This is a genomic window from Rhodospirillaceae bacterium, assembly GCA_002746255.1.
GTDB lineage: Bacteria > Pseudomonadota > Alphaproteobacteria.
Window position 1 is genome coordinate 30,840 of sequence record NVWO01000010.1, and the last position, 20,431, is coordinate 51,270.

17 protein-coding genes are annotated in these 20,431 nt (G+C 57.0%); 4 read left to right on the forward strand and 13 right to left on the reverse strand.

Annotated features, from left to right (window positions below; genetic code table 11):
* Window positions 1-51: 51 nt before the first annotated feature.
* The 5 genes from COA65_07050 to pqqA are packed head-to-tail and all read right to left on the reverse strand — an operon-like array spanning window position 52 to window position 3,473.
* Window positions 52-1,140 carry a pyrroloquinoline quinone biosynthesis protein PqqE gene (locus COA65_07050; protein PCJ58918.1) on the reverse strand — a complete coding sequence of 363 codons (1,089 nt, stop codon included), beginning with the start codon at window positions 1,138-1,140 and terminating at the stop codon, window positions 52-54.
* Window positions 1,137-1,424, reverse strand: coding sequence for a pyrroloquinoline quinone biosynthesis peptide chaperone PqqD (gene pqqD / locus COA65_07055; protein ID PCJ58919.1), 288 nt, complete (start codon window positions 1,422-1,424; stop codon window positions 1,137-1,139). Before pqqD ends, COA65_07050 begins: the two co-directional genes overlap by 4 nt.
* Window positions 1,421-2,173, reverse strand: coding sequence for a pyrroloquinoline quinone biosynthesis protein C (locus COA65_07060; protein ID PCJ58920.1), 753 nt, complete (start codon window positions 2,171-2,173; stop codon window positions 1,421-1,423). Before COA65_07060 ends, pqqD begins: the two co-directional genes overlap by 4 nt.
* Window positions 2,170-3,102, reverse strand: coding sequence for a pyrroloquinoline quinone biosynthesis protein PqqB (locus COA65_07065; GenBank protein ID PCJ58921.1), 933 nt, complete (start codon window positions 3,100-3,102; stop codon window positions 2,170-2,172). The genes COA65_07060 and COA65_07065 overlap by 4 nt, the downstream gene beginning before the upstream one ends.
* A 59-nt stretch (window positions 3,103-3,161) precedes the next feature.
* Window positions 3,162-3,473 (reverse strand): pyrroloquinoline quinone precursor peptide PqqA, encoded by a 312-nt coding sequence (gene pqqA / locus COA65_07070; GenBank protein PCJ58954.1) that lies wholly within the window; start codon window positions 3,471-3,473, stop codon window positions 3,162-3,164.
* Between pqqA and COA65_07075 the strand changes: the two genes are divergently transcribed.
* Genes COA65_07075 through COA65_07085 form a run of 3 tightly spaced genes read left to right on the forward strand, consistent with a single transcriptional unit; the run spans window position 3,286 to window position 5,894 of the window.
* Window positions 3,286-4,413: an ABC transporter substrate-binding protein gene (locus COA65_07075; protein PCJ58922.1), complete on the forward strand. Its 1,128-nt coding sequence runs from the start codon at window positions 3,286-3,288 to the stop codon at window positions 4,411-4,413. The two genes, pqqA and COA65_07075, sit on opposite strands and share 188 nt — an antisense overlap.
* A gap of 3 nt (window positions 4,414-4,416) precedes the next feature.
* On the forward strand, window positions 4,417-5,166 hold the full coding sequence (locus COA65_07080) for an ABC transporter permease (protein ID PCJ58923.1): 750 nt from the start codon (window positions 4,417-4,419) through the stop codon (window positions 5,164-5,166).
* The gene (locus tag COA65_07085) at window positions 5,154-5,894 is read left to right on the forward strand and encodes an ABC transporter (protein PCJ58924.1); all 741 of its coding nucleotides are present in this window, start codon (window positions 5,154-5,156) and stop codon (window positions 5,892-5,894) included. The genes COA65_07080 and COA65_07085 overlap by 13 nt, the downstream gene beginning before the upstream one ends.
* Here COA65_07085 and COA65_07090 read toward each other — a convergent pair.
* From COA65_07090 to COA65_07105, 4 genes are read right to left on the reverse strand one after another with little or no spacing between them, the layout of a single operon-like run.
* Complete coding sequence (locus COA65_07090; protein PCJ58925.1) at window positions 5,891-6,694, reverse strand: multidrug ABC transporter permease; 804 nt, start codon at window positions 6,692-6,694, stop codon at window positions 5,891-5,893. The genes COA65_07085 and COA65_07090 overlap by 4 nt on opposite strands.
* Window positions 6,691-7,440, reverse strand: a complete 750-nt coding sequence (locus COA65_07095; GenBank protein PCJ58926.1) for an ABC transporter ATP-binding protein — start codon at window positions 7,438-7,440, stop codon at window positions 6,691-6,693. The genes COA65_07090 and COA65_07095 overlap by 4 nt, the downstream gene beginning before the upstream one ends.
* Window position 7,441: 1 nt before the next feature.
* Window positions 7,442-8,416: a hypothetical protein gene (locus COA65_07100; protein ID PCJ58927.1), complete on the reverse strand. Its 975-nt coding sequence runs from the start codon at window positions 8,414-8,416 to the stop codon at window positions 7,442-7,444.
* A gap of 4 nt (window positions 8,417-8,420) precedes the next feature.
* Window positions 8,421-9,602, reverse strand: a complete 1,182-nt coding sequence (locus COA65_07105) for a branched-chain amino acid ABC transporter substrate-binding protein (protein ID PCJ58955.1) — start codon at window positions 9,600-9,602, stop codon at window positions 8,421-8,423.
* Window positions 9,603-9,844: 242 nt separating this feature from the next.
* Between COA65_07105 and COA65_07110 the strand changes: the two genes are divergently transcribed.
* Entirely contained in the window at window positions 9,845-14,686 is a 4,842-nt protein-coding gene (locus COA65_07110; protein PCJ58928.1) for an NAD-glutamate dehydrogenase, read from the forward strand.
* Between the two features lie 33 nt (window positions 14,687-14,719).
* Here the strand turns inward: COA65_07110 and purH are convergent, their stop codons facing one another.
* The 4 genes from purH to COA65_07130 all read right to left on the reverse strand — a co-directional run bounded on the left by purH (window position 14,720) and on the right by COA65_07130 (window position 20,385).
* A complete protein-coding gene (purH, locus tag COA65_07115) occupies window positions 14,720-16,306 on the reverse strand; it encodes a bifunctional phosphoribosylaminoimidazolecarboxamide formyltransferase/inosine monophosphate cyclohydrolase (protein PCJ58929.1) in 1,587 nt (528 codons plus the stop codon).
* 81 nt (window positions 16,307-16,387) lie between these two features.
* A complete protein-coding gene (locus COA65_07120; protein ID PCJ58930.1) occupies window positions 16,388-18,331 on the reverse strand; it encodes a nucleotide sugar dehydratase in 1,944 nt (647 codons plus the stop codon).
* Window positions 18,332-18,406: 75 nt separating this feature from the next.
* Window positions 18,407-19,372: a hypothetical protein gene (locus COA65_07125; protein PCJ58931.1), complete on the reverse strand. Its 966-nt coding sequence runs from the start codon at window positions 19,370-19,372 to the stop codon at window positions 18,407-18,409.
* On the reverse strand, window positions 19,372-20,385 hold the full coding sequence (locus tag COA65_07130; protein PCJ58932.1) for a hypothetical protein: 1,014 nt from the start codon (window positions 20,383-20,385) through the stop codon (window positions 19,372-19,374). Before COA65_07130 ends, COA65_07125 begins: the two co-directional genes overlap by 1 nt.
* Window positions 20,386-20,431: the final 46 nt, after the last annotated feature.

The following is a 20,431-nucleotide window of genomic DNA, read 5'->3' on the forward strand; positions in this document are numbered from 1 at the left end:
TGTGAATTCGCCAGCAGTATCCAAAAGATAGCGGCGACTTGCAACTGGTTCTTAATTCCCTTTTCGGCGGTAACGGAAGGGGGAAACCGGATGGCTGGCTTCGCTTGCCGTCATTTGACGGATCTGGTCGTGGTCTGGGGAAAGCTCGCAGACGGGGTCCATCCTTGCCGCATCGCCGGTCAGCAGCAGCGCCTGGCAACGGCAGCCGCCCCAGTCAATTTCACGCTGCTCGCAGGAAAGGCAGGGCTCCGGCATCCAGTCGGTGCCGCGGAAATGCTGGAAGGCGGTTGATTTCAGCCAGATGTCGGCCAGGCCGCGCTCCCGGACATTGTCGAATTGAAGGCCTGGGATCTGCTCGGCGGCGTGGCACGGCAGGGCCTTGCCCGACGGGCTGACGTTCAGAAATTGGTTGCCCCATCCGCCCATGCAGGCCTTCGGGCGCTTCGCATAGTAATCTGGCGGCACGTGATCGATGAGGAGAATGCCTTTCAGCCGCACCTCGGCCTCGGCGATGAGGGCACTTGCCTTTTCGATCTGGTCGCGGCTTGGCAGCAAGGCTTGCCGGTTTTCAAAGGCCCAGCCGTAATATTGGGCATGGGCGATTTCAAGCCGCCCGGCGCCAAGTTCAACGGCCAGGTCGATCATCGCGTCGAGATGCTCCAGATTCTGACGGTGAAAGACGCAATTGATCGTAAGGGCAAGCCCGGCCTGATGGACAAGTCTTGCGATGATCAGTTTTTTTGCGTGCGCGCCCTTCATGTTGGCAATTCGGTCGGCGGCCTCGGCGACGCTGCCCTGAAGGCTTAGCTGGACATGTTCAAGGCCGGCATGTGCAAGGGCCTTGATCTTTGCCGCGTCGAGGGGAATGCCGGACGTGATCAAATTCGTATAAAGCCCGGCAGCGTTTGCATGGCGGACAAGCTGGCAAAGGTCTTTGCGCGTGGCGGGCTCGCCCCCGGAAAAGTGGACCTGATAGGTGCCAAGTGCCGCCGCCTCGTCCAGAACCCGGCACCATTCTTCTGTCGAAAGTTCGTTCTCCGCGCCTTCAAGGGCCAATGGGTTCGAACAATACGGGCATTGCAGGGGGCATCGGTGGGTAAGCTCTGCAAGGAGGGCCAGGGGCGGTGCCGGCGTGCTCATAGGGTAAGGATTCTCTGATCCGTCAGGTCTTGCAGAAGTTCCAGAACATCCGCTTCGATCGTTTCGTGGGGGGCTTGGTAACGTTCGGCAAGGGCGGTGATCATCGCGGCGATGGAGGTCTTTCCATCGCAAAGCTTCAGGACTTCGACGGCGATCGCATCGGGTATGAGAAGCCGTTCCGGTGACAGCACAACCCATCGCGCGCGCGTTTCATCGAAGCGAAACCGCACATGGGGTGCCAGTCGCGGCAGGGCTTCGCTGTCGAGGATGCAGCGTGCCTTCATGGGGTGTCTTCCGGTTGAAAGGCACCGGGCGGAATGTGGCCAGGTTCGACATAGGCGTGCATCAGCGCGTCCAGTTGTGCCCACAACATATTGCATTTGAAATAGAGCGCCTGGAGGACGCGTTGTTGGGCTGCGACCGTTCTGGCTTCGCGCTTCATATAATCAAGAGCAAAATCGGCGTCCCGCGTCGCCTGATCAAGCCGCCCACGGAAATAGGAAAGCGTCGCTTCATCGATGAAATCGTAATGCTCCAGCATGCCAGAAATCCGTTCACGATGAATTTTCGGCGCAAAAAGTTCCGTTAGCGACGACGCAATCCCTTCGAGAAGCGGACGTTCGCCAACAAAATGCACATAGGCCTCGACGGCAAACCGCGTGGCCGGCAGCACACCTTTCATGGCGATGACATCGCTTCGGGGAAGGCCAAGGCCGTCCGTCAGTTTCAGCCAGCGCGCGATGCCTCCTTCGCGTTCCGGGGTTCCGTCATGATCTTCGATGCGTACGCGCCAGATTTGTCGCAGGGCCGGGTCCGTCATGCGCGCAAGCAGCGTGCTGTCCTTGATCGGGATATGCGCCTGATAGCAATAGCGGTTAAGCGCCCATGCCTGCACCTGCCCCTTTCGCAGCTTGCCGCCGTGGAGAAGGGCGTGGAAAGGGTGCCGGTCGTGATAGCGTTCGCGACCGATTGCCCGCAATTCGGATTCAAGCGCGTCCGGCGTTAACAGCGCATTGTCCGGCGCGTTTTTCATAGTCGAATTTCCATTCCGTCATAGGCGACTTCCCAATCGGCATCGGTGACGCATTTTTGTTCCGGTGAATCATCCATCAAAACGGGGTTCGTGTTGTTCAGGTGAATAAAGACTTTCCGTTTGACGCCCAGCGTCCGGAAGGCTGCCAACGTACCCGCTTCGCCCGAGATGCTCATATGCCCCATGCGGTTTCCCGTTTTCACCCCGACGCCGGAGGTGATCATTTCATCGTCCTGCCAAAGGGTGCCATCGAACAAGACCAGCGGGGCGCCGCGAAGACGTTGCGCCAGTTCGTCGGGGAAGGCAGCACAGCCAGGTATGTAATAGAAATGGGAATTGCCGGTCGCCGATGCCACCCGAAGGGCAATCGTATCTTCTGGCACGCTGCCGAAATTGGGGCCTGCCGTCGGGTCTTCCAGATAAAGCGCTACTTTCCCAGGAACGGTGAAGGCTTCGACTGTAATGCCCGAGGCGGCACCGTCGGCCGTTTCAAGGCGCGTTGGCGTGTTGAGCGTGAATTTTCGCCGTTGCACAAATTTCTCGTTCAGGGCGTGAAAAATACGGTTCGCATTCAGTGTGTCTTGGACCCGTCCCGTCGCGTAAAGGCTAAGCGGCTGGCTTTCCCGCAAATTTAAAAGACCGGCAATGTGGTCGATGTCGGCATTGGTCACCACGACGCCACCAATCGGGCTGCTGCGGTGTTTCTCGGGGGGATGAAGGGCGGGGGTTTCGTTTAATTGCTGGCGCAGATCGGGCGATGCGTTCAGTAGGAACCATGGCCCGTCATCTGCCCGTACGGCAAGGGAAGACTGGGTTCTTGGGCGGACCATTGGGTCTTTTGCGCGCGCGCGCTGGCAGACATGGCAACCGCAATTCCACTGGGGAAGGCCGCCGCCGGCCGCCGATCCCAGGACAAGAATCTGCAACAACCGGTTTCTCCCGTTGTGGGATGATTTTTATCGTGGGTGGTGACTAAAAAAAGTGGAGATTAGCCTTCGGAGCAGGCGTAGGCATTGATCTCAAGGCCGATGCGGATTACTTGAATCCGAGGCTTTTTCCACTGCTTCCGCATATCCATTGAACCTTGTTTTCTTTTCGAAACTGGTCTTTCCATGCAAAGTATGGCCTCTCCGTCTGCTATCAGGCAAGGGTTTAATCGAAGCCGGTGGTTTGAAGGCGGCGAAAAACGAAGAAGGGATGCCGGGGTGTTGCGACGACGAAGCATTCGATGGCAGGTGGGCATGACCCTGGCGGCTGCCCTGTTCTTGCTGCCTGCCGTGACGCATGCTCCGCCCGCCATGGCTCAGCCGAGTCTGGCTCAGCCGAGTCTGGCTCAGTCGATCCGGATTGGGGCTTTGAAATTCGGCTCCGTTGCCTGGGAATTTGATGTCATTGCCCATCACAGGCTGGATCGCAAACACGGGTTTTCTCTGGACATTGTTCCGCTTGCCAGTACCCAGGCCCTGAAGGTTGCCCTTCAGGCCGGTGGGGTGGATGTCATTCTTGCCGATTGGCTTTGGGTTTCGCGGATTCGCCAATCCGGCTCGGACGTAACGTTCGCGCCCTATGGCGCCTGGGCCGGTGCGCTCATGGTTCCGGCGGCTTCCAAGACGCGGACGCTGGGGGACCTTGCGGGCTTGCGCATTGGCGTTGCCGGTGGGCCGATCAACAAGAACTGGCTGCTTCTCCAAGCCCTGGCGGCAAAGGAAGAGGGCCTGCGCCTTGCCGATGAAATGGAAATTGTCTTTGCGGCCCCGCCGCTTTTGCGGATGGAAATGCAGACCGGGCGTCTGGACGCGGTGCTGACCTATTGGCAGGACGCAGCCATGCTTCAGACGATCGGGTTTCGTCGCATGATCGACACGGCAGAGGTGGCAAGGCGCCTGGGCGTTTCCCGGCGTGTTCCATTTTTGGGCTATGTTTTTTCGTCCGCCTGGGCAGAGTCGCGCCGCGATGCGCTGCGGGGCTTTCTTGCGGCATCGCGTGAGGCCAAGGCCATCCTTCGTCACTCGGATGCCGAATGGGAACGTCTTGCCCCCCTTACGCGCACGGACGGCGCAACCCAGCTTCACACGGTACGCGACGCCTACCGGCGGGGGCTTCTCGAACATTGGGGCGAGGAGGAACGTCACGCCGCCGAAGCCCTTTTCGGCGTTCTTTCGGGGGTGGCTGGGACGCCATTGACCGGTGGGCAAACCCGCCTGGCACCGGGAACCTTCTGGGCGGAGGACCGTTTTTAACCCATGGGTTTCCTAAAAGAGATGTGGCCGAGAATTGTTTCCTTCCTCCTCCTTCTTCTCCTCTGGAAATACGGGGCGGTGGTCGTTGACAGCCGCCTTCTGCCACCGCCGGAAATTGTATTTGCCGTGCTGTATGACGGGTTTCAAAGTGGCGAAATCCCCCACCACATCGGCATCACCCTTGGGCGCGTGGCGGCAAGTTTTGTTCTGGCGATGACGATCGGGTCGGCCATCGGCATTGCCATGGGAAGATCCCGATTGCTTGACCGGCTGTTCGACTCCTGGCTGGTTCTGTTTCTGAACATTCCCGCACTGGTCGTTATCCTGTTGGCGTATGTCTGGTTTGGGCTGGTTGAATCCGCTGCGATCTTGGCTGTCGCGGTGAACAAGATTCCAAACGTGGCCGTGACGCTTCGGGAAGGATCGCGCGCGCTTGACCGGGACTGTCTTGAAATGGCGCGCAGTTTCCGCCTGGGCTCCCTTCGGACCTTTCGTCATGTCGTGCTGCCGCAACTTTCCCCTTATTTTCTGGCATCCGCCCGTTCGGGGTTGGCGCTGATCTGGAAAATTGTTCTGGTCGTTGAATTGCTTGGACGCAGCAATGGGGTCGGCTTTCAACTGCATCTTTATTTTCAACTGTTCGATGTGGCCTCGATCCTTGCTTACACGCTTGCCTTTGTTGCTGTCGTGCTGGTAATCGAAGCTGTGATTTTACGCCCCCTTGACCGTCGGGCCATGCGGTGGCGGCGATGAGCGGAATGCAGGTTGACCTTCGCAAAAAGTATTTCCCGGACATGTCTGGAGAGGGTCGGCGGCAGGTCCTGGGTAAAATTTGCTTTTCCGCCAAGAAGGGGGAATTTCTTGCGATTGTCGGTCCGTCTGGTTGCGGCAAGACGACGCTTTTGAACCTGGTCGCCGGGCTGGATGCGGATTATGAGGGCAACATTGCGCGTGAGGGGATGGCCGAAAAGGCGATGCCGAATATCGGCTACGTCTTCCAAACGCCGCGCCTTCTGCCTTGGCGGACGGTGTTCGAGAATGTCTGCCTTGTCCTGAAGGAGCCGGCCCCAAAAGATGGCTTTGTGGAAAAACTGCTTGCCGAGGCCGGGTTGACGGAATTTCGGAACGCGTATCCGGAGAAGCTTTCCCTTGGCCAGCAGCGCCGTGCCGCGATCGTGCGCGCCCTTGCCATCGCGCCGGATTTGCTTCTAATGGACGAACCGTTTGTTTCCCTCGACAGGCCAACGGCGGAACGGCTTCGCCGGCTTTTGCTGGATATATGGGGCGCGCGTCCGACAACGGTTCTGTTCGTCACCCATGATTTGGATGAAGCGATCGTGCTTGCCGATCGCGTGCTTGTTCTTTCAGACAGTCCGGCAACGCTTCTTGCCGATGTGCCGATTGCGGTGCCGCGAGACGAGCGGACGGCCGAGGTGCTGGCGGAATTTCGCCAGCGACTCCAGTTGCTGGAAAAACCTTAAACGCCGCCTTTTCGTTGCATCATACCCCGTGCCGGGTCGTAGCCAAGGACGGCCATGCCCATGAACAATGCAAAGCAGCCCAGGGTGATGGCAATCGCCCAGGGGTTAAAATCGCCATAAAGGGCGAAACGGATCATCTCGACAACATGGGTAAAGGGGTTAAAGCGGCAGATTTCATAAAGCAGCACGCTTGATTCCCGCATTTTCCAAAGTGGGTAAAGCGCCGAGGACAGAAAGAACATTGGGAAAATAACGAAATTCATGATGCCGGCGAAATTTTCAAGCTGGTGAATGACCGAAGAAAACAACAACCCTAGCGCGCCGAGCATGAGGCCGGAAAGAATGAGCGCGGGCAGGATTGTGAAATAGCCAAGAAGCGGCGTCTCGATACCGAACAGAAAGACGATTCCAAGAAAGGCATAGACTTGCAGGATGGAAACAAAGGTGCCCGCTGCCAGCTTGCAGATTAGCAGGTACCAGCGGGGAAGGGGGCTTACAAGCAGGGTGCGCATGCTTCCCATCTCCCGGTCATAGACCATGGAGAGCGAACTTTGCATGCCGTTGAAAAGCTGGATCATGCCGATGAGGCCGGGAAGGATATAGACCTCATAGGGAATGTAGGTTTCATAAGGCGCCATGATCGCAATCCCAAGCGCCGCGCGAAAGCCGGCTGCAAAAACCAGCAACCAGATCAGCGGGCGCACAAGGGCGGCCAGGAACCGTTCGCGTTGTTGTAGAAACCGCAGCGCCTCGCGGGTGAGAATGCCCAGAAACCCACGTAGATAATGCATGGCGTTCATGATGGGGCGTCCTTCGCCGTCAGTTTTGTGAACGCGTCGCCAAGGGTTGTCGCTTCTGCCGTCTGCAGGATGTCGGCGGTTGTGCCTTGCGCGCGAACGCGGCCCGAATCCAGCAGGACAATGTGGTCGTCGGGGGCAACTTCATCGATAAGATGCGTTGCCCAAAGCACAGCAATGCCTTCCGTTTTGCACAGCCCGTGGATGTGATTGACAATGGCCAGGCGTGTTGGCACGTCCAGGCCAATTGTCGGTTCGTCCAGCAGCAGAAGGCGTGGCCGGTGAAGAAGGGCGCGCGCGATCTCAACCCGTCGCCGATGTCCGCCATTTAGGGCGCGGACTTTCTCCTGTTTCCGTTCATCCATGTCAAAACGCCGCAGTTCGGTTTCAATCCGTTGAACGGCATCCTTTTTCCCCATGCCGCGAAGGGCGGCGTGGTAGCGAAGGTTCTGAAGCACGCTTAAATCAAGGTCGAGTGTCGGCTGCTGAAAAACGACGCCCATTTCGGCCATTGCGGGCAGGGGTGTTTTTTGAAGGTCAAAGCCAGCAACGGAAATGCGCCCCTGATTCGAGGCATAGAGACGGGTGATGAGGGAAAAAAGGGTCGTCTTTCCGGCGCCGTTCGGCCCTAGAAGCACGGTGAATCTCCCCGGCGCGATCGTGAAACAAATATTGCTTAAGGAGGTCTTCGCACCATAGCGAAAACTTACCCCGTCTATTTGAAGCGCGGGCGTGGCGGCGTCGTGCATGCTATGGCCCAACAGCAACCCCCCAGGGAAAGCGGCCCGTGGCGACGGATTTTTCAACTTTCAGGGCGGCCACGTCGATGATGGAGACGTCGTTGCTGACGCCGTTCGTCGTGTAAAGCCGTTTCCCATCGGGTGAAAAAGCGAGGTTCCAGACCCGGCTGCCGACAAGAAGATATTTTTCAACCGCATAGGTCTTGCGGTTGATGACGGCGACGTGGTTCGCCGGGCCGAGCGCGACAAACGCCCATGGGCCGTCTTTCATATGGGCGATGCCGACCGGCTGAATCTTCGCGCTTTCGATACCGGAGATGGCAAAGGCAATGCGATGCGTGATTTCATGCGATGTGCTGTCGATGATGTTCACATTGCCGCCGATCTCGGCGGAAACCCACGCCTCTTTGGCATCTGGGGTGAAGGCGACGTATCTGGGACGGCTGTCGACAAGCACGTTTTTGACAAGGGTGTTCGTGGCGGTGTCGATCCAGTGGGTCATGTTTGTGGTTTCAGACGTGACAACGGCCCATTTTCCGTCCGGGCTTGTTCCCACCCCTTCCGGTTCGACGCCGACCGGAATTTCGGTAAGGATTTTACGCGTATTCACGTCGATCACGGTGACAAGGTTGTCGTCTTCATTCGAGACATAAAGAACCCGGCCATTCGGATGAAGGGCGAAGGTTTCCGGATCGTCTCCGGAAGGAAGCGTATGGGTCACCTTTGCCGTTTCCAGGTCAAGCACCTGGATTATATCGTCGTCGCTGGCACAGATATAAAGCGACTTTTTATCAAGGCTTAGGACAATTCCACGGGGACGGCGGCCCACCGGAATGGTTTTTTTTAATGCGCCGGTTTCGCCATCAAGAAGGACGATTGTGTTGTCCTTTTCATTGGAAACGTAAACGGTTGTTGCCAAGGCGCCGTTTGGAATGGCAAGGATGAAAGCAAGGATCGCATGTCTTAAAATTTTCCGCCTGTCCATGCCTCTATTTTCCTTCCCCTAGGTATGAAGCCGTACAACCGCTTTCCGGTTCATCATAGCCTAGCGTATCGAGGGTGGTTTTCGGATGCAGAAAGCCCGCCTGGGGTGCCGATGCGACGAGGGCTTTTGGGGCCGCAAGCAGGATCGGCTGGCGCAATTGCCGGTTCCAGTGACGGAAGGTCAGCTTTTGCCCTTTGAACCCCTGGAGGGAAAAATCAGGCCCTAAAAGATAGCTTCGAAGGGGCGCAAGATCCGTTGTACCCGTCCGCGTCGCCGCTTCGCCGATGGCGCGGACGGCAAGCCATGCCGCATAATCTTCTGCACGCATCGCGCGTCCGGCAGCCTTTTGAAAGCGCCGCTGAAGCTGGGAGGCGCCCCATTGTTCATGGGTCCAGTGCCAGGCCGTCGGGCGCAATCCTTGCGTGCCGGCAACCGGCCGCGCTTCCCAGGTGCGGTAGGCAAAATATTCGCCGAAATCCCCGCGTTCATCGGCAAGAATCAAAACATCGTAATTCACGTTTTGCGTGAACAGCGGTACTTCGGCCATTGCCGTCCGTCGGGCATCATGGGTGTAGGTCCAATCCTTCTCTTCCACGATGCGGCCGCCAAAGCGTTTGGCGGCTCGGCGCACAGCGCTGGCAAAATCCCGGTCCGCTTCCCTGGGGCCAACCACAAGAAACCATCGTGACCAGCGTTTGCGAACAAGATATTGCGCAAGCGCATCGGCCAACATGGCGCGGCTTGGCAGGATGTGCAGAAGGTTGGGCCGACATGCCTGATTTCGCAACGAATCATCCGGGGCGCCTGCGTTGTAAAAAAGAACATCCCTGGCCTCGGGTAAATCGGCCAGCGCAAGAAGGCTGTCGGTTGGAAGCCGGGTGACAATGTGGCGAAGGCCGGTGGCGATAAGCTTGCGCAACGCGGCAGTCGCATCGCCATCCGCTGGCAGGATAACAGCTTCAAGATGAAAGGCCTGGTTCAGGAATTTTCCTGTCGTGCCGTTGTCGCCGATTGCCAATTGCGCGCCCTGAAGCCCAAGATCGCCGGGTTCCGCCTCAAGATTCGAACGCGCCGGCCCGGCGGTGTTCTTCATGGCGAGAAAGGCGACGCGCAACGTGGGCGTCGCCACTTCCCCGGAAAATGCCCGGTTTTCGACGATTCCCAGGGGCAGCAGTGCAAACACCATGACGGCCAGCCAGCGTTGGCGATGCAAAAATATCCCAGGCAACCACGCCGTAATTTTTTTACGTTTTATCAGGACTTCCTCCGGATGATCGGATTGTCGAAAAGATCCTTTTTCCGTCAAGGTATCTCTGTTCTCAGATTAGACCTCCCTTGGCACGACATGGAAGGGAGTCTTTGGGAATAGGTACAGACTGGGATAGCCTACGCAGGTGGGATCCTCCTGTCTCGCAGGGAGAAAAGAACATGTCAAAAAAATCACCGCGCAAACAGACGGCTTTGATTAATGCCGTTGTGCGTGCTGCTGCAAAGAAAAAATGCGGCGGAAAAGACGCCTCTCTTGCGAGGTTTATTCGTCTCTATTATGGGGACGTTTTGTTGGCGGATATGGCCGCTTGTTCGACAGGCGCCCTTGCTTGTGCGGCGCTTTCAGTTTGGAGCCTCGGGCAACTTCGTGCGTCTGGAAAGATCGGCATCCGGATTTTCAACCCCAGTGTGAAGCAGGATGGCTGGGAATCTTCCCATACTGTCATCGAAATCATAAACAACGATATGCCGTTTCTTGTGGATTCCGTGACGGCGGAGCTGAACCGGAATGGCTTAACCGTTCATCATATTGTTCACCCCGTTTTTGACGTTCTGCGTACGCCGGGCGGGAAACTCTCTCGTATTGACGGCCTTAAGGATGGTGGTGACAAGGCGTGCCGCGAATCGTTCATGCATATCGAGGTCGATCAGCAAATGAACCCGGATTTCATAAGCACCCTCCAGGCGGGCTTGGAGAGTGTTTTGGAAGACGTGCGGCTTGCCGTTCAGGACTGGGCACCATTGCGGAGCCAGATGCACGCAATCATTAGCGAAACCGATAAAACGCCGCCGCCGCTTCCGATGGAGGCGGTCGCCGAAGACGTGGCCTTCTTCCGGTGGCTTCTTGACGACCATTTTACCTTTCTTGGCTATCGCGAATACCATTTGGAGAAAAAGGGCAACAAGGCGTATCTGAAACCGGTGGCAAAATCCGGGCTTGGCATTTTACGAAAACCGTCACCGAAATTTATTGCCGGAAGTAAGTCGCCTGCGCCGTTGAAAACGGCAAGCGTGGACCGCAAAGACAGCCTGTTGATTGTTACGAAGACGACGGCGCTTTCCACGGTCCATCGGCTTGCGCATATGGAATATATTGGCATCCGCATTTTTGATGCGAATGGCAATGTGACGGGGGAAAGGCGCTTTCTTGGGCTTTACACCTCGACCGCCTATAGCCGCAGCCCTAGGGAAATCCCTATTCTTCGCCACAAAGTCGCAGCCACCCTTGCGCGCGCCGGGTTTCTTCCAGCAAGCCATAGTGGCAAGGCGTTGCTCCATATTCTGGAGAATTTTCCACGCGACGAGCTGTTTCAGATATCGGAAGCTGATCTTTCCCGTATCAGCATGGGCATTTTGGCGCTTCAGGAACGCAAGCATGTGGCGCTTTTCTGCCGTCACGATCCATTTCAACGGTTTGTTTCCTGCCTTGTTTATCTGCCACGCGATATCTACAACACGGAATTGCGCGAGCGCATCGAGAAGGTTCTCGAAGAATCTTATGGTGGTGAGACAACCGACTACTACACAAAAGTCGGCGATTCGGTACTTGCGCGTCTTCGCTTTCTCATCCGCATAACGCCTGGCAAGGCGCTGAAACTTAGCGATGCCGCGATTGAGAAGCAGTTGATCGTGATCGCCAGGTCCTGGGAGGAGGACCTTCGCGATGCGTTGATCGAAGTAGAAGGGGAATCCCAGGGCTTAAGCCTGCTTCGGAAATATGGGAAGGGCTTTCCGCCCTCCTATCGTGAGCATTTTGATGCGTGCGCAGCAATCGACGACATCGAAAAAATTTCAGACGTTCTTGAAAACAAGGAAATTGCTCTGAGCCTTTACCGAAAGGAAGGCTCCGCAAGCAACGCGCTCCGGTTCAAGATTTACAATTATGGCAAGCCCGTGCCGCTTTCGGATGCGCTGCCCATGCTTGAAAATATGGGACTTCGCGTGATTGGCGAAGTGCCGTTCGAAATTTCACCAAAGGGAGGCGCGCCCGTTTTCATCCATGATTTTCACATGGTAACGGAGGGTGGGATCGACATTCCACTCGATGACATCAAGGAAAATTTTGAAGAAGCCTTTCTGGACGTCTGGAAAGGCCGCGTTGAGGATGACGTCTTCAATCGCCTGGTCCTGATTGCCGGGCTGACGTCGCGGGAGGTCGTCGTTTTACGTGCCTTTCGGAAATTTCTTCGTCAGATTGGCGTTCCGTTCAGCCTCGCTTATATGGGGGAAACCCTGGCAGGCAATGCGTCCATTGCGCGGCTGATTATGGATTTGTTTGCGGCGCGATTCGACCCTCGAAACCGGCATCGTGCGGAAGTGCGCGTCGTGAAGCTGCGCAACGCGATTGAGGCGGCATTGGAGAAAGTTCCGAACCTGGATCAGGACCGAATCCTTCGCCGGTTTTACAATCTTGTCGAATCGACCCTGCGGACGAATTATTTTCAGCAAGACGGGGAAGGGCAGCCAAAACCTTACCTTTCCTTCAAATTTGCCAGCCGTCTCATCAAGAGGTTGCCGCTGCCGCGGCCCATGTTCGAAATTTTCGTCTATTCACCACGCATGGAGGGCGTTCACCTGCGGGGGGGGCGCATCGCCCGTGGTGGCATTCGCTGGTCAGACCGGCGTGAGGATTTTCGAACCGAGATTTTGGGTCTGATGAAAGCTCAGATGGTGAAGAACGCGGTTATCGTGCCGGTTGGTGCGAAGGGGGGCTTTGTTGTCAAGCGCCCGCCGGCGGAGGGTGGGCGCGAGGCGTTGATGGCCGAAGTCATCGCCTGTTATCAAATGCTCATTCGCGGCATGCTGGACCTTACGGACAATCTTGATGGCAACCAGGCCGTCCAGCCGCTGGATACGATCTGCAAGGATGAGGCCGACCCCTATCTTGTGGTCGCCGCTGACAAGGGAACGGCCACGTTTTCGGATATCGCGAACGCTATTTCGAAAGATTATGGTTTCTGGCTTGGGGATGCCTTCGCGTCGGGCGGGTCCCAGGGGTACGATCATAAGAAGATGGGCATTACTGCACGTGGCGCGTGGGAATCCGTCAAGCGTCACTTCCGGGAACTCGGTGTCGATATTCAAAAAACGGATTTTACCGTTTTGGGTGTGGGCGACATGTCCGGCGATGTGTTTGGCAATGGCATGCTGCTTTCCCGGCACATCTGTCTTCTCGCCGCGTTTAACCATCAACACATCTTTATTGATCCAGACCCGGATCCGGCTACGAGCTTTCTGGAACGCAAGCGGCTTTTCAAAATGCCACGTTCCAGCTGGACGGATTACAACGCAAAACTAATCTCGAAGGGGGGTGGGATCTTTGATCGCGCAGCAAAATCGGTCAAGCTTTCCCCGGAAATTCAAAAGCGGTTCGCGATTCCCTCGGTACGCATTACGCCGAACGATCTTATGCGCTATCTTTTGCGCGCAGAGGCTGATTTGCTTTGGCTTGGTGGTATCGGCACCTATGTAAAGGCGTCCAGTGAAAGCAGCCTTGATGCCGGCGATCGGGCAAATGACGCGATTCGTGTGGATGCGACGGAACTGCGTTGCAAGGTTATTGGTGAAGGCGCGAATCTTGGCATCACGCAATTTGGGCGAGTCGAATATGCCCTGGAGGGCGGGCATCTTAATGCGGATTCGGTCGATAATTCCGCTGGCGTGAATTGCTCCGACCACGAGGTAAACATCAAGATTCTTCTGAACGAGGTGGTCGCGTCCGGAAAACTGACGGAACAAAAGCGAAATGCCCTTTTGGTGCGGATGACGAAGGACGTTTCGAATTTGGTTCTTCGGGACAATTATTTGCACACCCAAGCCATCACCTATGTTGCTTCGCGCGCGTCGGACTTTCTTGACGGTCAGGCGGCGTTGATTCGAACGTTGGAGGACAAAGGCCTGCTGGATCGAGAGATCGAGTTTCTGCCAAGCGATGCCGTTATCGAAGAGCGGCTTATGGCGCGGCAGGGGCTGACACGTCCGGAAATTTCCGTTCTTATTTCCTATGTGAAGAATTGGCTGTACAGCGCACTTCTCGAGTCGGACATACCAGACGATCCCTTCCTTGCCGCCGATTTCACTCGCTATTTCCCGGCGCCGCTTTGTGCTGGTTTTGCACGACAGATCGCAAACCATCGGTTGCGCCGCGAGATTATCGCCACGCAGGTTGCAAATGGCCTCATAAGCCGCATGGGCGGCGCCATGGTTGCGCAATTAGCTGAAAACACCGGCATGCCGCTGGAAAACATTGCGTACGCCTATCTGGTTGTGCGCGAAGCCTTTGGCCTTTCTGATTTGTGGGAGGGCGTTGAGACGCTTGATAACAAGGTTGCAGTGTGCACACAGACGGAAATGTTCGGTGATATTGGTCGGCTGGTTGAGCAGGCGACGTTCTGGTTCCTCCGAAATGGCGATCGGTCTCTGGCAATTGCGGCCCATCTGAAAAAATTTAGCGCTGGCGTTAGTGAATTTACGACATCGCTTGGAAAGATTTTGCCGGAGGCACAGCGCAACGAGGTCAAGAAACGCGAGGCGCGTTATGTATCGGCGGGGGTTCCGAGAAAACTGGCGGCGGCAGTGGCCAGCATGGATTATTTGGCTCCGGCCTTCGATGTGGTTGTGGAGGCGCAGAGTTCCAGTCATAGCGTCGAGGAGATTGGCACGCTTTATTTCAAGGTTGGTGTTGTTTTCGGCCTTGATTGGCTACGTGTCGAGGGGCGACAGATTTTGCCGGAAAGCCATTGGCAGAAGACGGCCATTGAGGCGATCTTGGACGATCTATCCGGGCAACAGGCGGCGCTTACATGTCGGATTGTTCGGGCAGCGAAGGGTGCGGCGCGCCTTGATGGCATTCTCGATTCATGGATTTTGGCTAACAAGATCGCTGTTGAACGAACGCGCCAGATGTTAAATGAAATTCACTCGGCAAGTGCGCTGCACAGCTTTGACCTTGCGATGCTGACGGTCGCCAATCGCCAGATGCGCTCTCTCATTCAGGCATAAGCCGGCCCCCGCCATCGCTACGTGGGTCTGCGCTTAGTGGCGGAAGTGGCGCATGCCCGTGAACACCATGGCCAGCCCCTGTTCGTCGGCTGCCGCAATCACTTCTTTGTCACGGATGGAGCCCCCAGGCTGGATGACGGCGGTGGCGCCTGCTTCGGCTGCCGCCAGCAGGCCGTCCGCAAAGGGGAAAAAGGCGTCGGATGCCACGACGGAGCCTTGTGCCAGACTTTCTTTCATCCCGGCTATCCGTGCGGCCTCGGACGCCTTGTGGGCGGCGATGCGCGATGAATCGATGCGGCTCATCTGGCCTGCGCCGATGCCAACGGTCGCCAGATCCTTCGTATAGACAATGGCATTGGATTTGACATGCTTGGCGATCGTAAAGGCGAAAAGAAGGTCGGCAAGTTCCTTTTCCGTCGGTTGGCGTTTTGTCACCACCGTGATGTCCTTCTCGTCAATTTGGCCATTGTCGCGGCCTTGAAGCAAAAAGCCGTTTGCAAGATCACGAAACGCAAAGCCTGCTTCGGTTGGGTCCGGCATGTCCGTGGTGAGAAGAACGCGCAGGTTTTTTTTTGCCTTTAGGATTTCGCGGGCTTCTTCGTCTATGTCCGGTGCGATGACGACTTCCATGAAGAGTTTTACGATTTCCTCGGCCGTTGCCGCATCCAGAGTGCGGTTGGTGGCGATGATGCCGCCAAAGGCGCTCACGGGATCGCAGCGCAGCGCCAGGTCCCAGGCCGTTTTAAGGTTTTCGGCCGTGGCAACGCCGCAGGGGTTCGCGTGTTTGATGATGGCGATGGCGGGGACGTTGAATTCGGCGACAAGCTCGAAGGCGGCATCCGTGTCGTTCAGATTGTTGTAGCTGAGTTCCTTGCCTTGAATCTGTTTTGCCGTTGCGACGCCGGGTCGTGGGGCACCATTGACATAAAAGGCGGCTTGCTGATGTGGGTTTTCGCCATAACGGAGCGTCTGGCGCAGCTCGCCCGAGAAAGTGACCCGTCGAGGGAAATCTTCAGACAGCACGTTCCCGAACCAGTTGCCGATGGCGGAATCATAGGCGGCGGTTCGCTGATAGGCGGTCGCGGCCAGGCGGCGGCGCAGCGCCAGCGTTGTGGCGCCTTTCGTCTCCGTCATTTCTGCCATGACCGCCGCATAATCCACCGCGTCGGTGATGACGGTGACGAAGGCATGATTTTTCGATGCCGCGCGAAGCAGCGCCGGTCCGCCGATGTCGATGTTTTCAATGCAGTCGTCAAAGGAAGCGTCCTTCGCAATCGTCTCCTCAAACGGGTAGAGATTGACGACCAAAAGGTCGATTGGTGCGATGCCGTGTTTTTTCATCGCGGCGATGTGGGCAGGATCGTCGCGGCGTCCAAGAAGCCCGCCATGAATAAGCGGATGCAGGGTCTTCACCCGGCCATCAAGAATTTCCGGGAAACCGGTGTGATCCGAAACCTCGGTAACCGGAATGCCCGCGTCCCGTAATTTTTTCGCCGAGCCGCCGGTGGAGAGGATTTCGACGCCAAAATCGTTAAGAAAACGTCCGAATTCTTCCAGTCCGCTCTTGTCGGAAACGGAAATCAGTGCCCGACGGATGGGGGTAAGGCGGGGATCAGGCATGGTATATTCTACTCCGATGCGGTTGGGCTTGGGTGGCTGTGGGAGGCGAGTGTGCCTGAGCGGATTTCTGGCGGCAACCACTCAGGATGCGGATTCGCGCGTAACGGCGTTTAAGGCCGGTTCCGGCAAGGGCTTTTGTTCCTTGAACTCTGGAACGAGCTTGTTGAGGAACGCCTTTACGTCGTCCGATTTTCGGGCCTGGCAGAGCCCGGCAAGTTCGTTGAAGGCACGGCCAAGAATTTCGTGATCCGCCGTTCGCGGTGCGGCAAGCAGGATGCCTTTGCAGGGCGTTTCCACGAGCTTTTCTGAGGCGTGGAAAAGTTCTTCATGCAGTTTCTCACCCGGTCGAAGGCCGGTAAATTCGATGGCAATATCCTTTTCCGGCTGCAGGCCGGCCAGGCGAATCATCTGTTTGGCCAGATCCAGGATGAAAATCGGCTTGCCCATATCAAGGACGAAAATGCCACCATGTTTTTCGCCCTTTGTGCCCAGGACAGACGCCTGCAGTACCAATGCGACCGCTTCGCGAACGGTCATGAAATAGCGGCTTATTTCAGGGTGGGTAACGGTTAGCGGGCCTCCCCGGCGCAGCTGGTTCTGGAAGAGCGGAACAACGGAACCGGTGGAGCCCAGCACGTTGCCAAAACGAACGGTCACAAAGCGCGTGCCATTGCCACAATTTGCGGCGGCAAGATCGAGGGACTGGCAGTAACTTTCTGCCAGTCGTTTCGTTGCGCCCATGACATTTGTCGGGTTTACCGCCTTATCGGTGGAAATCATGACCATCGCGGTAACCCCTGCCTTTTGGCAGGCATCGGCAACGTTGCGGGTGCCGATGGCGTTTGTCAGCACACCTTCGACCGGGTTTTCTTCCACCATGGGAACGTGTTTCAGGGCCGCGGCGTGAAAAACAAGATCCGGGGTCTCGCGGGCAAGGACGCTCGCCAGACGGCTGGAATCGCGCACGTCGCCAAGGCGCGCGCTTCGTGAAATCTTGCCATGGCGCTCCGCAAGCTGCCCATCGATCTGGTAGAGGTTGAACTCACAATTGTCGAACAGGGTTAAATGCGTCGGCGCGTAATCGGAAATCTGACGGACAAGCTCGGAACCGATGGTGCCGCCGGCCCCGGTAATCAGGATGCGCCGGCCAGCGATCATCTTGCGCATGGCATCCTGATCCAGAACGGTTTGCGGACGGCCCAGCAAATCGTCGATTGCGATGGGGCGGATATCAAGGCTTTTGGCGTCGCTCCGCTGGAAATCCGTCAGTCTTGGAAGCCTCGAAAGGGGCATGCCAAGGCCATCGGCGATGTTGAGAATCTCGCTGATTCTCGCGCCATCAAGGTTTTGTCGTGTAAGGATCAGGCGCTGCGGTCGTTCTCCCCGGCGTGTCAGCCGTTCGACAGTCTCGGGCAAATTTTCCGGTGTGCCTAGAATGGGGACGCCGCGAATGTTTCGCCCGACCCGGGTTCCCTTCTCATCGACAATGCCGACGACGCGATAGGCGGCACCCGCTTCGTGGTCGGTCGCGCGGATAAACATTTCCGTTCCCTCGCCGGTTCCAACAAGAAGAACAGGCACGCGACGGTAACCATCTCGTTCCAGAAAACGATCAAAACGCCGATCCTTGATCAGGCGGTAGAGAAAGCGGGGCCCTCCAAGAAGAGCCATGAGCACGAACCAGTTGATTAGAAGAATCGACCGCGGCAAGGCATCAAGGCGTGTGAGCATGAACATGAGCGGCGTGAAAATCAGGATCACAAGCGTGACGGCGCGCGTAATTGCAACGAGATCGTCAAGCGATGCATAGCGCCAGATTCCGCGGTAGAGCCGCATCGACAAAAACACGCCTGCGGAAACGACAGTGAAGATCGCCATTCCCTCAAGCAGAAATTCCCGTGCGTAGCTAAACGCGCCATCGCCGAGCCGCAAATAGAGCGAAATCAGGAATGATGCCGCCGCCATGAAGGTGTCATGGGCGAAGGCGATCCAGGGATGTCCAATGCGTCGGAAAAAATCAGCCATGTTTCTCAATCTATGACAGATGGCTAGGGAAAGCATACTGGTGGGTGCGGTGTCGCACCCGGGAGATTGTCTTTATTATTCGGATTTTCTCTGGTTTTGATACCAGGCGACGGTTTTTTGCAGGCCGTCGTCGAGGGAATGCGGTGGGTACCAGTTAAGAATGTCGTGAATATGGCGGCCATCCAGGGTAAGGGAGCCCAGCAGGCGGCGCGTCATGCCGCCTTTTCCGATCAGCCAAAGCATGGCCTCCAGCAGTGCCGGGGGGATCGGTGCCATGACGATTCGCTTCTTCATTTTTTTGGCGATTGCTCTGGCCAGATCGGGTGTTGAGACATCCTCACCATCGCTAACCAGGAAAGTTTCTCCTGGCGCTTTCGGATGGGTAAGGCAGCGGCCTATGGCGCTTGCAAGATTGTCGGTGCCAATCAGGCTGCGGCGGTTAAAAATATTGCCGAATGGAAGGGGCAGGCCAAGTTCGCAGAGGCGAAGCAATTGACGAAAATTTCCTTTCACGCCGGGTCCGTAAACCAGAGGTGGGCGAAGGATAACAAGCTCGACGCCTGTGTTGTGTGTGATTTTGCGCAGGGCTTCTTCCGCCTCTAATTTTGAAACGCCATAAGGGTCTTCCGGCAGAGGAACGTCCTGTTCCCGATATGGCTGTGGGCCTTTCCCGTGGACCTTAACGCTGCTTAGGAAAACAAAGCGCCGGACTCTGGCCGCAACGGCCTGTTCGGCCAGGCGCTTTGTGCCTTCGACGTTCACCCTTCGGTGCGCGGCCAATGGGTCTGGGGCAGGGTCGCGCAGCATGTGGACGCGCGCGGCGAGGTGTACGACCGCGTCGGCTCCCTTCAACAGGGCTGTCCAGGACGTTTCCGGGCCGATGTCCGTGATTTTCTGAACCGAGATCGCTGGGTCCGGGGCCGATGGGTTAAGGGATTGCGGGCGGCGCATGGCCGCAACAACTTGATGCCCGTCCAGGGCGAGAGCCGGGCAAAGCACATGCCCGATCATTCCGTTTGCGCCGGTTACCAAAACGCGCATCAGTTTTTTTCCCGAAAGGGATTTTGGAGAATTCCAAGCACCATTGCGACCAGCAGAATGGCGACGATGAGGGAAAACCACGGTCGGCCGGTGGAAGCCAGAACGGCAAGCCCGAGAAGTCCGACATTCGTCGCCAGGACAATTCGCACGACGCCAACGTGACCAAGTCCCCGGCGGCTTGCCAATTGATAAAAGTGGCTGGCATGGGCTTCCCAGATGCGCTTGCCTGAGAACAGGCGGCGGATCAGGGTCAGGGTCGAATCCGCGAGATAGTAGAGCGGCAGAATCAGGGCGGCGGCCCAGTGGCCTGCGGTGGCTAGAGAAAGCAGCAGCCAGCCAAGCAGGAAGCCAAGCGGGATGCTGCCGACATCGCCGAGAAAAATCTTCGCCGGGGGCCAATTCCACGCCAGGAAGCCAAGCGCCACCGCAGCGATGGTGATCCCTAGATAACAAAGATCCGGCGACAGGCTGCCAAGCAGGGCCACCAGCGCCACGCCAAACCCCAGACTTGCAGTTTCCACGCCGGCGATGCCGTCGATGCCGTCCATAAAATTAAAGAGATTTAAAAACCAGACCCATAGAAGCCCGGTGGCAATCCGGTCGAGAAGCGGGGGCAAGATTCCCTGAAAGGTTTCGGCGTTGCTCGGCAGGCTGAAAAGCACGGCGGCAACGGCGATGGCCTGACACAACAGGCGGGGGATGGGGGGCAGCCCGCGAAGGTCATCGACCCAGGAAATCACCGCCAAAAAGCCGGCAGCGCCAAGTAGAACCCATCGTTCAAGCGTTACGCCGGGATCGGATGGAAAAAAAGTGAAAAGGATTCCCCAAATCGGCAGCAGGGCCAGCATGACGCCAAGGCCACCGCCGCGCGGGGTGGGCAGGACATGGCTGCTGCGCGGATTCGGGTGGTCGAGAATGGCATGGCGACGCAGCAGCCGGTGGGCAAGGCCCGTGCTGGCCCAGGAGGCCAGCACGGCGGCGCCTCCTGCCAGGAGGTATAAAATCCATTCCATGCTACGGGTTATAGCTCGCCCGCCGGGCCTTCTGCAAAAGCAAGTT

Coding starts and splice junctions, on each gene's coding strand:
- COA65_07050 (PCJ58918.1), bottom strand. CDS start 1,140: ATGAGCACGCCGGCACCGCCCCTGGCCCTCCTTGCAGAGCTTACCCAC.
- pqqD (PCJ58919.1), bottom strand. CDS start 1,424: ATGAAGGCACGCTGCATCCTCGACAGCGAAGCCCTGCCGCGACTGGCA.
- COA65_07060 (PCJ58920.1), bottom strand. CDS start 2,173: ATGAAAAACGCGCCGGACAATGCGCTGTTAACGCCGGACGCGCTTGAA.
- COA65_07075 (PCJ58922.1), top strand. CDS start 3,286: ATGCAAAGTATGGCCTCTCCGTCTGCTATCAGGCAAGGGTTTAATCGA.
- pqqA (PCJ58954.1), bottom strand. CDS start 3,473: ATGGCGGGCGGAGCATGCGTCACGGCAGGCAGCAAGAACAGGGCAGCC.
- COA65_07080 (PCJ58923.1), top strand. CDS start 4,417: ATGGGTTTCCTAAAAGAGATGTGGCCGAGAATTGTTTCCTTCCTCCTC.
- COA65_07090 (PCJ58925.1), bottom strand. CDS start 6,694: ATGAACGCCATGCATTATCTACGTGGGTTTCTGGGCATTCTCACCCGC.
- COA65_07095 (PCJ58926.1), bottom strand. CDS start 7,440: ATGCACGACGCCGCCACGCCCGCGCTTCAAATAGACGGGGTAAGTTTT.
- COA65_07100 (PCJ58927.1), bottom strand. CDS start 8,416: ATGGACAGGCGGAAAATTTTAAGACATGCGATCCTTGCTTTCATCCTT.
- COA65_07105 (PCJ58955.1), bottom strand. CDS start 9,602: ATGGTGTTTGCACTGCTGCCCCTGGGAATCGTCGAAAACCGGGCATTT.
- COA65_07110 (PCJ58928.1), top strand. CDS start 9,845: ATGTCAAAAAAATCACCGCGCAAACAGACGGCTTTGATTAATGCCGTT.
- purH (PCJ58929.1), bottom strand. CDS start 16,306: ATGCCTGATCCCCGCCTTACCCCCATCCGTCGGGCACTGATTTCCGTT.
- COA65_07120 (PCJ58930.1), bottom strand. CDS start 18,331: ATGGCTGATTTTTTCCGACGCATTGGACATCCCTGGATCGCCTTCGCC.
- COA65_07125 (PCJ58931.1), bottom strand. CDS start 19,372: ATGCGCGTTTTGGTAACCGGCGCAAACGGAATGATCGGGCATGTGCTT.
- COA65_07130 (PCJ58932.1), bottom strand. CDS start 20,385: ATGGAATGGATTTTATACCTCCTGGCAGGAGGCGCCGCCGTGCTGGCC.